This window comes from Methylobacterium sp. 13MFTsu3.1M2, from assembly GCF_900112625.1.
Lineage (GTDB): Bacteria > Pseudomonadota > Alphaproteobacteria > Rhizobiales > Beijerinckiaceae > Methylobacterium.
Genome location: NZ_FOMM01000004.1, coordinates 143,837 through 157,913 on the forward strand (window position 1 = coordinate 143,837; position 14,077 = coordinate 157,913).

Annotated in this window: 17 protein-coding genes; 10 read left to right on the plus strand and 7 right to left on the minus strand. The window is 72.8% G+C overall.

Annotated features, from left to right (window positions below):
- Positions 1–39: 39 nt before the first annotated feature.
- From hpxZ to BM314_RS04090, 3 genes are read right to left on the minus strand one after another with little or no spacing between them, the layout of a single operon-like run.
- Positions 40–423 carry an oxalurate catabolism protein HpxZ gene (hpxZ, locus tag BM314_RS04080; protein ID WP_091977033.1) on the minus strand — a complete coding sequence of 128 codons (384 nt, stop codon included), beginning with the start codon at positions 421–423 and terminating at the stop codon, positions 40–42.
- Positions 420–1,820, minus strand: coding sequence for an AtzE family amidohydrolase (locus tag BM314_RS04085; protein WP_091977035.1), 1,401 nt, complete (start codon positions 1,818–1,820; stop codon positions 420–422). The genes hpxZ and BM314_RS04085 overlap by 4 nt, the downstream gene beginning before the upstream one ends.
- Complete coding sequence (locus BM314_RS04090) at positions 1,817–2,011, minus strand: DUF4089 domain-containing protein (protein ID WP_020093454.1); 195 nt, start codon at positions 2,009–2,011, stop codon at positions 1,817–1,819. Before BM314_RS04090 ends, BM314_RS04085 begins: the two co-directional genes overlap by 4 nt.
- Before the next feature lie 767 nt (positions 2,012–2,778).
- Between BM314_RS04090 and BM314_RS04095 the strand changes: the two genes are divergently transcribed.
- The 3 genes from BM314_RS04095 (at position 2,779) to BM314_RS04105 (ending at position 4,027) form a co-directional block, all read left to right on the plus strand.
- The gene (locus tag BM314_RS04095) at positions 2,779–3,159 is read left to right on the plus strand and encodes a DUF6481 family protein (RefSeq protein ID WP_020093455.1); all 381 of its coding nucleotides are present in this window, start codon (positions 2,779–2,781) and stop codon (positions 3,157–3,159) included.
- A gap of 170 nt (positions 3,160–3,329) precedes the next feature.
- On the plus strand, positions 3,330–3,635 hold the full coding sequence (locus tag BM314_RS04100) for a hypothetical protein (RefSeq protein WP_091977037.1): 306 nt from the start codon (positions 3,330–3,332) through the stop codon (positions 3,633–3,635).
- Between the two features lie 104 nt (positions 3,636–3,739).
- The gene (locus BM314_RS04105) at positions 3,740–4,027 is read left to right on the plus strand and encodes a hypothetical protein (protein ID WP_091977038.1); all 288 of its coding nucleotides are present in this window, start codon (positions 3,740–3,742) and stop codon (positions 4,025–4,027) included.
- 15 nt (positions 4,028–4,042) lie between these two features.
- Here BM314_RS04105 and BM314_RS04110 read toward each other — a convergent pair whose 3' ends face one another.
- The 4 genes from BM314_RS04110 to BM314_RS04125 form a co-directional block, all read right to left on the minus strand.
- On the minus strand, positions 4,043–4,249 hold the full coding sequence (locus tag BM314_RS04110) for a hypothetical protein (protein WP_091680024.1): 207 nt from the start codon (positions 4,247–4,249) through the stop codon (positions 4,043–4,045).
- A gap of 189 nt (positions 4,250–4,438) precedes the next feature.
- A complete protein-coding gene (locus tag BM314_RS04115; RefSeq protein ID WP_091977040.1) occupies positions 4,439–5,104 on the minus strand; it encodes an HAD family hydrolase in 666 nt (221 codons plus the stop codon).
- Between the two features lie 154 nt (positions 5,105–5,258).
- Positions 5,259–5,681, minus strand: a complete 423-nt coding sequence (locus BM314_RS04120; RefSeq protein WP_091977042.1) for a DUF2934 domain-containing protein — start codon at positions 5,679–5,681, stop codon at positions 5,259–5,261.
- Between the two features lie 107 nt (positions 5,682–5,788).
- Entirely contained in the window at positions 5,789–6,256 is a 468-nt protein-coding gene (locus BM314_RS04125; protein WP_091680183.1) for an atp-dependent helicase, read from the minus strand.
- 190 nt (positions 6,257–6,446) lie between these two features.
- Between BM314_RS04125 and BM314_RS04130 the strand changes: the two genes are divergently transcribed.
- The 7 genes from BM314_RS04130 to BM314_RS04160 all read left to right on the plus strand — a co-directional run bounded on the left by BM314_RS04130 (position 6,447) and on the right by BM314_RS04160 (position 14,076).
- Positions 6,447–7,013: a NifU family protein gene (locus tag BM314_RS04130; protein ID WP_020093462.1), complete on the plus strand. Its 567-nt coding sequence runs from the start codon at positions 6,447–6,449 to the stop codon at positions 7,011–7,013.
- A 288-nt stretch (positions 7,014–7,301) separates the two neighbouring features.
- Positions 7,302–7,976, plus strand: a complete 675-nt coding sequence (gene tsaB, locus BM314_RS04135) for a tRNA (adenosine(37)-N6)-threonylcarbamoyltransferase complex dimerization subunit type 1 TsaB (protein ID WP_091977147.1) — start codon at positions 7,302–7,304, stop codon at positions 7,974–7,976.
- A complete protein-coding gene (locus tag BM314_RS04140) occupies positions 7,973–8,488 on the plus strand; it encodes a GNAT family N-acetyltransferase (RefSeq protein ID WP_012317649.1) in 516 nt (171 codons plus the stop codon). Before tsaB ends, BM314_RS04140 begins: the two co-directional genes overlap by 4 nt.
- A 4-nt stretch (positions 8,489–8,492) precedes the next feature.
- Positions 8,493–9,359: a lysophospholipid acyltransferase family protein gene (locus tag BM314_RS04145; RefSeq protein ID WP_091977043.1), complete on the plus strand. Its 867-nt coding sequence runs from the start codon at positions 8,493–8,495 to the stop codon at positions 9,357–9,359.
- A 343-nt stretch (positions 9,360–9,702) separates the two neighbouring features.
- Entirely contained in the window at positions 9,703–11,439 is a 1,737-nt protein-coding gene (locus BM314_RS04150) for an L-lactate permease (RefSeq protein WP_056522564.1), read from the plus strand.
- 155 nt (positions 11,440–11,594) lie between these two features.
- On the plus strand, positions 11,595–12,932 hold the full coding sequence (gene miaB, locus BM314_RS04155; protein WP_091977045.1) for a tRNA (N6-isopentenyl adenosine(37)-C2)-methylthiotransferase MiaB: 1,338 nt from the start codon (positions 11,595–11,597) through the stop codon (positions 12,930–12,932).
- A gap of 127 nt (positions 12,933–13,059) precedes the next feature.
- Positions 13,060–14,076 (plus strand): PhoH family protein, encoded by a 1,017-nt coding sequence (locus tag BM314_RS04160; protein WP_244534931.1) that lies wholly within the window; start codon positions 13,060–13,062, stop codon positions 14,074–14,076.
- Position 14,077: the final 1 nt, after the last annotated feature.

The following is a 14,077-nucleotide window of genomic DNA, read 5'->3' on the forward strand; positions in this document are numbered from 1 at the left end:
CGGCCACACGCCCCCGCCGGGGCGCGGGCCGCTCCGCGGCTAGTCCGCGTCGATCAGGCTCACGTGGGCTGCGACCACCCGCCAGCCCTCCGGGAAGCGCGCCCAGGTCTGGCTCTGGCGACCGATCTTCCGCGGTGCGCTGGCGCGCGTGAACAGCGTCATCGCGGTGGCGAAGTCGCGCCCGTAGGTGGTGATCTGCGTCCGCGCCAGGGTCCGCTCCAGGCCCACCGGGGAGCGGGCCCGGCGGAAGGCGCGGATCGCGTCCATGCCGTAGAGGTTCTCGCCGATCCCGTAGCGGATGGTCAGCGGATCGTCCCGGAACAGCGCCTCCAGGGTCGGGACGTCGTTGGTGGTGAGCGCCGTCTCGTAGGCCCGGAACGCGGCCTCGACCTCGGCCTTCACGGCGGGATCGTCGATGATCATCGGGCAAGCTCCGCGATGGGCGCCGTGCTGACGCCGGTCCGTTCGAGATAGCGCGCCGCGCGCAGGACGAGATCCTCGCGCCAGGGCGCGGCGATGATCTGGACGCCGAGCGGCAGACCGGCGTTGACCCGGACCGGCGCCGCCACGACCGGGAGGCCGATGAAGCTGACTGGCTGCGTGAACACGCCGATATTGGCGCGCACCGGCAGCGTCACGCCGTCGAGGACGAAATGGGTCTGGCCGCCCCTCGGCGCGCGGCAGGGCGTGGCCGGGGCCAGGATCACGTCGACGGTCTCGAACAGCTCCAGCACCCGCGCCCGGTACCAGCGGCGGAACCGCTGCGCCCGCTCCACGTGGGGCGCCGGGATCATCGCCCCGGCGATCAGCCGGTCGCGCACCGCCGGGTCGAAATCCTGCGGCCGGGTGCGCAGACGGTCGAGGTGGAGCGTGGCGCCCTCCGCGGCGGTGATCAGGTAGGCGGCCGCGCGGGCGCGGTGGGCCTCCGGCAACTCGACGGTGCGCCGCGCGCCGAGCGCCTCGGCGGCGCGCGCCACCGCCGCGAAGGCTTCCGGATCGCCGCCGCGGGCGAAATGGCCGCCGGCCACCGCGACGCGCAGGCCGTCGATCCCCGCCTCGAGCCGCGGCAGGACCGGCTCCGCCGGGCGGAGCGTCGCCACCGGATCGTCCGGATCGGGGCCCTGCATGGCGTCGTAGGCGAGCGCGAGATCGGTCACGCTCCGGGTCATCGGGCCGAGATGGTCGAGGCTGCTCACGAAGGGAAAGCTCCCCGCGCGGGTCAGCCGGCCGTAGGTCGGCTTGAGGCCGAAGCAGCCGCAGAACGCGGCGGGGACGCGGATCGAGCCGTTCGTGTCCGAGCCCAGCGTGAGCGGCACCATCCCGGCGGCGATGGCCGCGCCCGAGCCGCCCGACGAGCCGCCGGTCATGTGATCCAGGGCGTGCGGGTTGTGGGCGTCGCCGTCGTGGATGTTCTCGCCGGTGAAGTCGTAGGCGTACTCGCCCATGTTGAGGGCGCCGACGAGGATCGCCCCCGCGGCCTCCAGGCGCCGGACCAGGGCGCCGTCCCGCTCGGCCGGCGGCCGCTCCCGGTTGATCTTCGATCCGGCGCGGGTCGGCAGGCCGTCGATGTCGATCAGGTTCTTCACCGCGAACGGTACGCCGGCCAGCGGGCCCGGCGACGCACCCTCGCGGCGCGCCGCGTCCTGCGCGTCGGCCCGGGCCAGGGCGCGGGCGGACAGCACGTCGGTGAACGCGCCGACCCGGTCGTCGAGGCGCCCGATCCGGTTGAGCGCCGCCGTGACGGCCTGCCGCGCGGTGGTCCGGCCATCGGCGATCGCTGCGGCGATCGCCGTTGCCGTCGAGGGATCGCTCGCGCTCACGCTTCGAACCTCGGGGCCGCGTCGATCTCGTCGGCGAGCGGGAAGGCCTCCACCAGCTCGGCCGCCGCGGCCAGGACGCGCAGATTCGCGGTCACCGGGGCGATCCACGCGGGGTCGAGGGTGAGGCCGAGGAGGGCCGCCGCGGCCGCGGCGTAGCTCTCGGGATCGTACGGGGGGCGGGTCTCGGACATGGAACTCCTCAGGCCGATCGCGTGGGACGCGATCGATCGCGGCAAGCAGGCCCTGTGCCGCGAGCCCGCGCGCAGTGCCGCGAATCGGCGCGCCTGGGTGCCTAGATCATAGGCAGGCAGGGACGTGCTGGAGATGGATTCGATGCCCTCCGATCCGCGTGCATAAGAATTAGGCGGCGGCGGGAGGACCGTTTCTGGGCACGCCCGTGCGCCGGAGCGGAATCGCGACCCCTCGCGGGATCGAAGGTCCGGCAGTGAATACGCTGTCGATTTTGCAGGTCTGCTTTGCGATGGAAGTATAGGTGCGTCCAGCGGACAGCTGTGCGACGGGCGCCGGGCGAACACGAATCTTGTCTTCGCCCGGCGCGCGACCCATCTAGGACTGGCAGGCAAGTCCAGGGGATGGATGCGCGCCCACCTGTCGAGCACCGAAGCCTCTGCCGGCTGCCGGCCTGAGGTATTTCCGCACCGCGGGTCGAAACTCTTACAGAGTGGGCCGGGATTGTCGCCGGACCGGCTGCCTGCGCAGGTCTCGCCGATTGCATCTCGCGTGAAGCTCTGATTAAGGGCTCTGCGATCTTCGAACAATGGTCCGACCCGAGCGTTCAGACGCAGGCCGAACGCTCGGGTCGGACCATCGGTACAGCCGGTGGATCGGTGCGGTTCCGGGGCGCGGGGATGGCGTCGGAACCTGCAGACTCCGTACGTGCCCGGCCCCGCCGGATGTCCCCGCGACACGCGAGACGTACCCAACTGAGAAAGGTCAGATGAGCGCATTCGACTACAGGAATTTCGACGACCGTCGCCAGAACTCGCAGAACGCCAAGGCCGCCCTGCTGGCCAAGTTCAAGGCGCGCCCCCCGTCCGACGACCCCGAGGTGATCGCCAAGGCGAAGGCCCGCGCCGAGGTCGCCAAAGCCCGCGAGGAGCGCTCCCGCGAGCGCGAGGCCGCCCGGATCGCCGCCGAGCGGAAGGCCGCCGAGGAGAAGCGTCAGCGGGAGGAGGCGGAACTCGCCGCCCAGATCGCCCGCGAGGCCGCCGAGCTGGCCGCCGCGCAGGAGCGCAAGTCGGCCGACCTGGCCGCCAAGAAGGCCCAGCGCGACGCGCGCTACGCGGCCCGCAAGGCGAAGGTCAAGACCAAGCGCTGAGCGCAGGCCGTCGGCTCACCCGAGCTTCGGACGCCCACGACGCCCGCCCGCAAGGCGGGCGTCGTCGCGTTCGGGGGGCGTGTCCGCACGCGGCAACCAACGCGCGCGGCAACGCGTTGAGGGCGGCCGAACCGCGACGCGCCCGTCCGGCGCGGGCAGCCGAGGCCGCGATGCTTTCCCGATCCCGACAGGTTCTTCCCGCGGTCCTCGTCCTCGCCGCCCTGTCCGGCGCCGTCGCGCCCCGAACGGCCCGCGCGCAGGGGGCGGATTCGGTGATGGCCTGCGAGACGCTGATCGCCGCCCGGCGGATCGACGCGTCCTCGGGCAGCGGTGGCCCCGCCCCCACGGAGGCCGGCTGTCGGCGGATCCCGCGCAGCGCGATCGGCACCGTGGAGCAGCGGGCCCTGATCGGCGGGGCGCCCTACGAGTGCCTGACCGTCGCGGGCGGGGGGGCGTGCCGTTGGATCGTGCCCTGACGCGAAGGCTGTCGATTATTGCCGGAGCCCGCACTCTGACCAAGCTTCACGGGTGATCGAGACGCTCTATCTGTGTCTCGAGCGAGTGAGGTCCGAACGTTAGTATGCCGAGTACCCTGGCAAGCACGCGCGTATCGATCGTGGCAGCGACCTGGATCGTCTCGGTCCTGGCCGGCGGGGCCGCCCGGGCGGAGCCGCCGATCCGGAGCCCGGAGGACGCGGCCTGCCGCAACGAGGCCCGCGCGAAGGTGTTCTCGGCGCCCAACCCGCAGGGTCTCGAACTCGAGGAGATCGGGCGCCGGATCTACTTCGCCTGCATGGACCGCGTCGCGAAGGCGGCCGCACCGGCGGCGAAGCGGGGTGGCCGGCGCCATCGGCACCGGCGGCATTGACCCGCGACGCGGGGGTCAGGCGTCGAGCGGCGCGCCGATCCGGGCGCGGAGCCGCAGCCGCAGGGCCTCGTTACCGCCCTCGGCATCGAGGGCGGCCATCAGGCGGAGCAGCTGGCTGAGCGGGGTCGACCGGCTCTCGACCGCGTCGGCGATCTGCTCCGGCAGCGACTTGGCGACCGGTACGAAGCGCGGTGCCGGGCCGGCCTGGTGAGTCTGGGGCATGCGAGGCGCTCGTCCTTCGAAGGAGTCCAGATTGGCGGGCGGGTCGCTACGCCTTTCGATCGACGGGCACCAGTCCTTTTCGCGTGAATACGTAGCCGGCATCGCTCCGCGTCACCGCGCTGCAACAGCGTGGCGGGAATGTGTGGACGACGCCGGACCCGCCGCGGAATCCGCTTGCCGGGCCGGCGCTCAGCCGCCCGCCATCGGCGACTCCGCGAATCGGTCGAGCAGATCCTCGGGGTCCCGGTAGATCGCCGCGCAGCCGGCCGCCCTCAGGTCCGCCTCCGGAAAGCCGCCGCAGAGGAGGCCGACGGTGCGCAGGCCCGCCTTCGCGGCCGCCTCGGCGTCGTAGGGGGTGTCGCCGACGACGATGATCGCGTCGGGCGGGACGCCGTCGAGCTTCGCCAGGGCGGCCTCGAAGATGTCGGGGTGCGGCTTGGACCGGTCCGCGTCGTCCGAGCTCGTGGCTACGTCGACGAGGTCGCCGATCTCCAGGATCTCGGTGTAGTGCTCGACCTCGGAGCGCTTGCCCGACGAGGCGAGCGCGATCTTCAGCCCGGCGGAGCGGATGTGCTCGAACAGCGGCCGGACACCCGGGAACGGCCGGACCTCGGACAGGTAGCGCCGTTTGAACAGGTCGGAGCGGTAGGCCTCGATGGTCTCGCCCTCCCGCGCGATCCGCTCCTCCGACAGGAAGACCGGCATCAGCTCGTCGCCGCCCTTGCCGATCTGCCGGCGGACTTCGGCGAAGCCGGTTTCCACGCCGAAATGCGCGAAGGCCTCCACCCAGGCGCGGGCATGCAGGTCGACGCTGTCGAGCAGCGTCCCGTCGATGTCGAAGATCACCGCGCGCATCGCAGCCCCGTCGCGGAGCCCTGCGCCCGCATCAGGCCGGACAACCTGCCGGCGCCCGGCCTGTTCCGCGCCGGGCCCACGAACGACGGAAGCCCGCCCCTGCGCGAGGGGCGGGCTCCGGGAGAGGCCGTGGTGGCGCCGCGGCGCCGACCCTTCAGTGCATCGAGGCCGGGGTCCGGGCGGGCTTCGCCTTGGCGGCGAGGCCGGCGGTCACCGCGGCCTTGGAGGCGCGGGCGGGCTTCGGGGCCGCCGGCTTCGCGGCGGCCTTCACGGCCGCGGGCTTGGCAGCGGCGGTCTTCGACGCGGCGGGCTTGGCGGCGGGCTTTGCAGCGGCGGTCTTGGTGGCAGCGGTCTTGGCGACCGGCTTGGCGGCGGTCTTCACCGGCGCGGCCTTCGCGGCGGCCTCGACGGGCTTGGCGGCCTCGACCGTCTCGGACGCGGCGGCGGCGAGCATCGCGTTCGCGCGCAGCTCGGACTCGGCGCGGATCCAGTGGGCCGCAGCGTGCCCGTGAATCCGGCCCTCGTTCTCCCAGATGTAGTAGGCGCACTCGCGCACGTGGTGCTCGCTGATCAGCATGCGGTCGATCTCCTGTCCGTCCCGGGGACGACGATGGGAGAGCTGGGTTAAGCGTCGGTTAACCCTGCCGCCGGCGACCGGTCGCGGTGCGCGCGCTTCCGGCCGCCCTACTGGGCGATCCCCAGCACCCGCCGCGCCTCGGTCAGCAGCACGGCGTGCCGGGCCGCGCCCGGACCCTGATCCGGCGCCTCGCGGCCGGCCCGGGCAATCAGGTCCTGGAAGCGCCGCCGGTCGAGGGCGCGGTGCCCGATGCTGGCGAGGACCGCGCCCAGGACGGTCCGGACCGCCTCGGTGCGCTCGTCGGCCATCGCGGCGGCTTCGGACGCGGCCGCGTTCGCCTGCGCGTCCACCTGCGTCTCGGCCCGCGCGGTCGTGGCCGCCTCCGCGCGGGTCTGCGCCTCCGCGAGCGCCGCGGCGAGGCGCTGCCCCTCCTGCCAGGCCTGGTCGTGCTGATGCGTGCGCAGCGCGAGCAGCACCTTGAGCGAGGCCGCTTCCGCGCGCGCCGCGTCCAGCTTGGCTTGGGCCTCGCGCAGATCCTTCAGCAAGTCCTGCGCGAGGGTCTGGTCCGCGGTCATGTCCACTGCCGGCTCCTCTGGCGTTCGACGGCGTTCGTCCTGTCGCGCCGTCGGCCGAATGTCCACTCTCGCGCGCCGGCGGGACCGGACGACAGGTTGAGAAAATCCGATCGCCGGTCCACATGGGAGGCGGCGCCTCGCGGCGCCTGTCCCGGCCGGCCTTGAACCGGCGCAGCGGAGTATCGCCACCATGTTCATCCAGACCGAAGCCACGCCGAACCCGGCCACCCTGAAGTTCCTGCCCGGCCGCGTCGTGCTGGCGGAATCGACCTTCGAGGCGCGGGACGCCGAGGCCGCCGCCCGCTCGCCCCTGGCCGCGGCGCTGTTCACCGTCCCGGGCGTGGCGGGCGTCTATTTCGGCCACGATTTCATCTCGGTGACCAAGGCCGAGGACGGCTCGGACTGGGCGCAGGTCAAGCCGGCGGTCCTCGGCGCGATCATGGAGCACTTCCAGTCCGGCGCGCCCGTGATGGCCGAGGGCGGCCACGGCGAGATCGAGCCGGGCGACGAGTTCTACGACGAGGCGGACCACGACACCGTCGTGACCATCAAGGACCTGCTCGAGACCCGGGTGCGCCCGGCGGTGGCGGGCGACGGCGGCGACATCACCTTCCGCGGCTACAAGGAGGGCGTGGTCTATCTGGAGATGAAGGGGGCCTGCTCGGGCTGCCCGTCCTCCACGGCGACCCTGCGGCACGGCGTGCAGAACCTGTTCCGGCACTTCCTGCCGGAGATCCGCGAGGTCCAGGCGATCTGAGGATCCGCGCCCGCGCCGCGGTGCGGGCGGCACGCCGGAGGGCCGGAACGGCCCTCGGCTGCCCCCCGGCTCCCGCCTTCGCGGCGGAGCCGGGGGCCGGTGCGCCGGACCCGTCCGAGGCCGCGGGCGCGCACCGGCGCAAGCCGGCAACACTCCACCGGTGATCCGCCCGGTGCGGGCGCCCCGCCGCTGACGAGGCGGCGGTTTTGCTCTAACGCTGGAGGCTCTTCGCGCCCGTCGCGGCGCAGGGAGGCAACCGTCGGCGCGGACCGGCCTGTGGGAGTGAGCGTGCGTATCCTGGCCATCGACACAGCGCTGGACACCTGCGCCGCCTGCGTCATGGCGGAGGAGTCCGAGGTGCCCCTCGCCGCCGAGTCGCTGCCCATGGCGCGCGGCCACGCGGAATCCCTGCTGCCGCTGATCGAGCGGGTGATCGCCCGGGTCGAGGGCGGATTTGAGGCGATCGACCGGGTCGCCGTGACGGTCGGGCCCGGCAGCTACACCGGGCTGCGGGTCGGCCTTTCGGCGGCCCGCGCCATCGGCCTCTCGACCGGCAAGCCCGTCGTCGGCGTCGGCACCCTCTCAGCGCTCCTCGCGCCGCTCCTGGCCGACACCGTCGCGGGCACGATCGCCGCGGTGATCGACGCCCGCCACGGCGCCGTCTACGTGCAGGCCCTCGGGCCGGGCGACGGCCTCGCGCCCGCGCATCTCGCCGTCGAGGCGGCGGCCGAGCAGCTGGGCGACGGCCCGGTGGTGCTGACCGGTTCCGGCGCGCCGATGCTGGCTGCCGCGCTCGCCGCGCGCGGCGTCGCGGCGCGCGTCACCCATGTCGGCGGTCCCGATATTGCGGCGGTGGCCTCCCTCGGCCTCGTCGCCGACCCGGCGCAGGCCCTGGCGCGGCCCCTCTACCTGCGGGGGCCGGATGCCCGGCCGCAGGACCACGCGCGGATCGCACGGCGATGACGCGCCCGCTGCCCTTCTGGCCCTTCGACTGGTGGTTCGCGTGGTGGGACGCGCTGACCCCGGAGCCCTACGTCGCGCCGCTCCGCGACGCCGCGCAGGCCCCTGCCCTCGCCCGCCTCCACGCGACCGCCTTCGCGCGGCCCTGGGACGCGCACGAGTTCGAGCGGATGCTCTGCGAGCGCTCGACCCACGCGCACGCCCTCTGGCGCGCGGGCGTGCTCCAGGGCTTCGTGCTCTCGCGCCGGGCCGCCGACGAGGCCGAGATCCTGACGGTCGTGCTGTCCCCGGCGCTGCGCGGCGGCGGCCACAGCCGCAAGCTGCTCCGCGAGCACCTGGCGAGCCTCGCCCTCGACGGCGTCGCCCGGGTGCATCTGGAGGTCGACGAGGGCAACGCTCCCGCGCTGCGGCTCTACGCCCGGCACGGCTTCCGGCAGGTCGGTTCGCGCACCGGCTACTATCTCAAGGCCGACGGCAGCCGGGCGACCGCGCTGACGATGAGCGCCGACCTGTGACGCCGTGAGCCGCCTCGGCATCGCCTGGCGCGTCGCGGCCCTCGCCCTCGCCTTCGCTGTGCTGGGACCGCCCCACTGGATCGCCCTGCGGCTCCTCGGCCGCCGCGCGACCCTGGCGCCGATCCTGTTCCACCGCGTCTTCCTGTGGCTGTTCGGGGTGCGGGTCACGCAGAGCGGGACGCCCCCGGCCCCCGGCGAGGCGGCGCTGGTGCTCGCCAACCACGTCTCGTGGCTCGACATCATCGCGGTGGGTTCGCTGCGGCCGCTCTCCTTCGTGGCGAAGTCCGAGATCGCCGGCTGGCCGCTGATCGGCGTCCTCGCGGGGCTCCAGCGGACGATCTACATCGACCGGCAGCGCCGCGGCGCGACCGCGAGCGTCAGCACCGCCATGGGCCACCGCTTGGCCGAGGGGGAGCTGGTCGTCCTGTTCGCGGAGGGGACGACCGGCGACGGCACCCGGCTCCTGCCGTTCCGCTCCTCCCTCGTCGGCGCCGCCCGCGCGGCGCTGCAGGCCGAGGCCGGGCGCGGCCGGGTGCGACTCCAGCCGCTCGCCATCGCCTATCCACGGCGCAACGGCCTGCCGGTCACGCGCGCCGAGCGCGCGGAGATCGCGTGGTACGGCGACATGGAGCTGGTGCCGCACCTCGCGACCTTCGTGCAGGGCGGCCCCATCGACGTGCACGTGGTCTGGGGCGCGCCGATCCCCTTCGAGGCGACCACCGACCGGAAGGTCGCCACCGCGGCCGCCGAAGCCGAGGTGCGCGCGGCCCTGCGGGGCGCCGGCACGGGCGCCGGCACCGCCCCGGCACCCGACGCGCGGCCGGCCGCCCCGGAGATCGGTCTCCAGGGGCCGGAGATCGCGCCGGTCTGAACCCTCGGCGCTGCGCCGGACGCTGCTCCCGCGTCGGGATCCGGAGCCGGCGCGCCCGCGACCCCGGCACCGTGGGAGGCGCGCGCGGCCAGCTTTTCCACGCCTAAGCTCCTAAGCGCGAACGGAATCCTGTCTCAGATCCAGATTTTACGCCTGGTCCGGACGGGTCTGATCCTTTCGAGACCAGCTCGTCGCTGTTCGACCGGGCGGATCCGCCGATCCGCGCGAGAGTAAGCCGGTGGAATCACCGTCAGAATACATGATTCAACGCATTGAGCGGCCGGAACACGTCTGCTAGCTAGGCCGCAATCCGGAACAGACGGAAATTATTGGAGGACGCCCGGTGCAAACCTGGAACCAGGTTTACGACCCGTTCGGGAGCCCGTGGCTCTCGACGCTCGCCGCTTCAGTGCCGGTCATCGCACTGCTCGCCATGATCGCCAGCGGGCGCGTGAAGGCCCATATCGCGGCGGTCATCGCCCTCGGCCTCGCCATGCTGGTGGCCATCGTCGGCTTCGGCATGCCGACCGATCTCGCCACCCGCGCCGCCATCCTCGGGATGGTCACGGGCTTCTTCCCGATCGGCTGGATCATCCTCAACGTCATCTTCCTCTACCGGCTCACGGTGGAGAAGGGCTGGTTCGCGATCCTGCAACAGTCGGTGGCGGGCATCACCGCGGACCGACGCCTCCAGCTGCTCCTGGTGGCCTTCGCGTTCGGCGCCTTCTTCGAGGGCGCGGGCGGCTTCGGCACGCCGGTCGCCGTCACGGGCGCGATCCTGATCGGCCTCGGCTTCTCGCCGCTCGCCGCGTCCGGCCTGTCGCTGATCGCCAACACCGCGCCGGTGGCCTTCGGGGCGCTCGGCGCGCCGATCCAGGGCCTCGCCTCGGTCACCGGCTACCCGCCGGAGATCCTCGGCGCGATGATCGGCCGGCAGCTGCCGCTGTTCTCGCTGATCGTGCCGTTCTGGCTGATCTGGGTGTTCGCGGGCTTCCGCGGCATGATCCGGGTGTGGCCGCCGATCCTGGTCTGCGGCGCCTCCTTCGCGGTCGCGCAGTTCCTGATCTCGAACTACGTCAACCCGTGGATCGTCGATATCGGCGCCTCGCTCGCCTCGATGCTCGCGCTCGTGCTGTTCCTGAAGGTCTGGCAGCCCAAGGAGATCTGGTCGTCGCCGGCTCTGCGCGGCCACGATCCGTCGCTCGCCGTCGCCGGTCCGCGGCCCGTGGCGCTCGGCGCCGGCGTGCCCGGCACGCCCCCGGTCCATACCGGCGCCCGCACCGCCTCGCAGGGCGAGATCTTGATGGCCTGGGTGCCGTGGATCATCCTGTCGATCGTCGTGGCCATCTGGGGGACCGGCTGGTTCAAGGGCATCGTCAACCCGCTCTTCACCTGGAAATACGAGGTGCCGGGCCTGCACAACGTGATCATGAAGGTGCCGCCGGTGGTGGCCAAGCCGGTGCCGGAGGGCGCGGTCTTCCTGTTCACCTACATGTCGTACACCGGCACCGGCGTGCTGATCGCGGCGATCATCTCCGGCCTGATCATGCGGTTCTCGCCGCTGCGCCTCGTCACGGCCTACTTCGAGACCATCTGGGCCCTGCGCTACTCGCTCATCACCATCGCGGCGATGCTCGCGCTCGGCGTCCTCACCCGCTACGCGGGCGTCGACGCCACGCTCGGGCTGGCCTTCGCGGGCACCGGCATCCTCTACCCGTTCTTCGGGACGCTGCTCGGCTGGCTCGGCGTGGCGCTCACAGGTTCCGACACGGCCTCGAACGTCCTGTTCGGCGGCCTGCAGCGGATCACCTCCGAGCAGCTCGGCCTCTCGGGCGTGTTGATGGCGGCGGCGAACTCGTCGGGCGGCGTGATGGGCAAGATGGTCGACGCCCAGTCGATCGTCGTCGCCTCCACGGCCACCGGCTATTTCGGCCAGGAAGGCAAGATCCTGCGCTTCGTGTTCTGGCACTCGATCGCGCTGGCCTGCCTCGTCGGCCTGTTCGTGATGCTGCAGGCCTACGTGCCGTTCTTCCAGCAGATGGTCATCGACCTGCCCGCGGCGGCGCCGGCCGCCCACTGAGGCAGGTTCGACCGCGACAGCCTCTGACCGGCCGCCCTCGGGCGGCCGGTCGCGTTTCGGGCGCCGCGACGGCCCCCGCGATCCGTGCTACAGGCCGCGTGGCGGGCCCCGCGGGGCGGGTGCAAGGATCATCGGACGGTTCGGGACGGCGCGCGTTGAAGAAGGCTTTCGTCAAATCCTACGGTTGCCAGATGAACGCCTACGACGCGGCCCGCATGGCCGACGTCCTCGGCGCCGAGGGCTACACGGCGACCGACACGGTCGAGGACGCGGACGTCGTCGTCCTCAACACCTGCCACATCCGCGAGAAGGCCGCCGAGAAGGTCTATTCCGAACTCGGCCGCCTGCGCGTGCTCAAGGGTGAGCGGAAGGCGCAGGGCCTCGACACGCGCATCGTGGTCGCGGGCTGCGTCGCCCAGGCCGAGGGCGCCGAGATCCAGGCGCGCCAGCCCGCCGTCGACGTGGTCGTCGGCCCGCAGAGCTATCACCGGCTGCCGGACCTGCTGGCGCGCTCCCGCGAGCGCCGCGTCGTCGACACCGAGTTCCCAGTCGAGGACAAGTTCGACCACCTGCCCCGCCGGCGGACGCTGGATTCGTCGGCCTTCCTCACCGTTCAGGAGGGCTGCGACAAGTTCTGCGCCTTCTGCGTGGTGCCCTACACGCGGGGCGCGGAGGTCTCGCGCTCCGTGGCGGCGGTGCTCGCCGAGGCCGAGAAGCTCGCCGACGGCGGCGTCCGCGAGATCACGCTGATCGGCCAGAACGTCAACGCCTATCACGGCGACGGCCCCGACGGTGCGCCCGCGGGCCTCGCCGACCTGGTGCGCGCGGTGGCGAAGATCCCCGGCATCGCGCGGATCCGCTACACGACGAGCCACCCGAACGACTTCGACGACGCCCTGATCCGGGCGCACGCCGAGGTGCCGGCCCTGATGCCCTACCTGCACCTCCCGGTGCAGTCGGGCTCCGACCGGATCCTCGCCGCGATGAACCGCAAGCACACCGGCGACGCGTACCGCCGGTTGATGGACCGGATCCGCGCGGCGCGGCCCGACATCGCCCTGTCCTCCGACTTCATCGTCGGCTTCCCCGGCGAGACCGACGCGGACTTCGCCGAGACCCTGCGGCTCGTGCGCGACGTCGGCTTCGAGAGCGCCTTCTCGTTCAAGTACAGCCCACGCCCCGGCACGCCGGCCGCCGACCGCACCGATCAGGTGCCGGAGGCCGTGATGGCGGCCCGGCTCGCCGAGCTGCAGGCGCTCCTCGACGGCCAGCGCCACGCCTATCAGCGGGCGGCCGTCGGCCGGGTCTTCGACGTTCTGGTCGAGAAGCCCGGGCGGCATCCCGGTCAGGTCGCGGGCAAGACGCCGCACCTGCTGGCCGTCCAGTTCGACGCCGCGCCTCACCATATCGGACAGGTCGTGCCCGTGCGGATCACCGAGGCGGGGTCCAACAGCCTGTTCGGAGAGCTCGTCTCCGCGGCTGCGGCGGCGTGAGGAGCGGAGCGGTCGGGATGATGGCGAGGATGGCGGCTTGAGCGCGTCGGACGGTGCGGGCGCGCGCGGCGCGCTCAAGGGGCGCGGCCCGGCGGCGCGGCCGGCCGGATCGGACGAGGCGGTCGAGGTGCCGCTGACCTTCGACGACAACCGCCTCGCGAGCCTCGTCTTCGGCCAGTACGACCAGAACGTCGCCCATATCGAGCGCCGGCTGGAGGTCACCGCCACCGCGCTCGGCAACCACCTCGTCATCAAGGGGCCGGCCGACGCCGCCGAGACGGCGCGGCGGGTGTTCCAGAAGCTCTACGCCCGGGTGCGGACCGGCGGCAGCACGCTGACCCTCGGCGACGTGGACGGCGCAATCCGTGAGGCCACGGCGCAGGCGACCCTGTTCCCGGCCGAGGTCATCGCGGCCGAGGCCGACAGGCCGCATTTCGAGCAGATCGCCACCCGCAAGCGCGGGGCCGTGCGGGCGCGCAACCCGGCGCAGGACGCCTACATCAAGCTCCTGCGCACCAACGAGCTGGTCTTCGCCGAGGGCCCGGCCGGGACCGGCAAGACCTGGCTCGCCGTCGGCCACGCCGTGTCGCTCCTGGAGCAGGGCCATGCCGAGCGGCTGATCCTGTCCAGGCCCGCGGTCGAGGCCGGCGAGCGCCTGGGCTTCCTGCCGGGCGACATGCGCGAGAAGGTCGACCCCTACCTCCGCCCGATCTACGACGCCCTGTACGACTTCATGGAGGCCCGCCACGTTGATCGTGGCCTCCAGACCGGCCAGATCGAGATCGCGCCGCTCGCCTTCATGCGCGGCCGAACCCTCACCAACGCGGTGGTGCTGCTCGACGAGGCGCAGAACACCACCTCCATGCAGATGAAGATGTTCCTCACCCGCCTGGGCGAGGGCTCGCGCATGATCATCACCGGCGATCCGAGCCAGATCGACCTGCCGCCGGGCCAGAAATCCGGCCTCGTGGAAGCGGTCAGTGTGCTGGAGGGCGTCGAGGGGATCGGGCACGTGCGGTTCAAGGACGTCGACGTGGTCCGCCACGACCTCGTCCGCCGGATCGTGACCGCCTACGAGCGCGCCGCCCACGGCAGCGCGGAGGCCGACCGCAACCCGAATCCCCGCCGCCGGCCCCTGGCGTGAC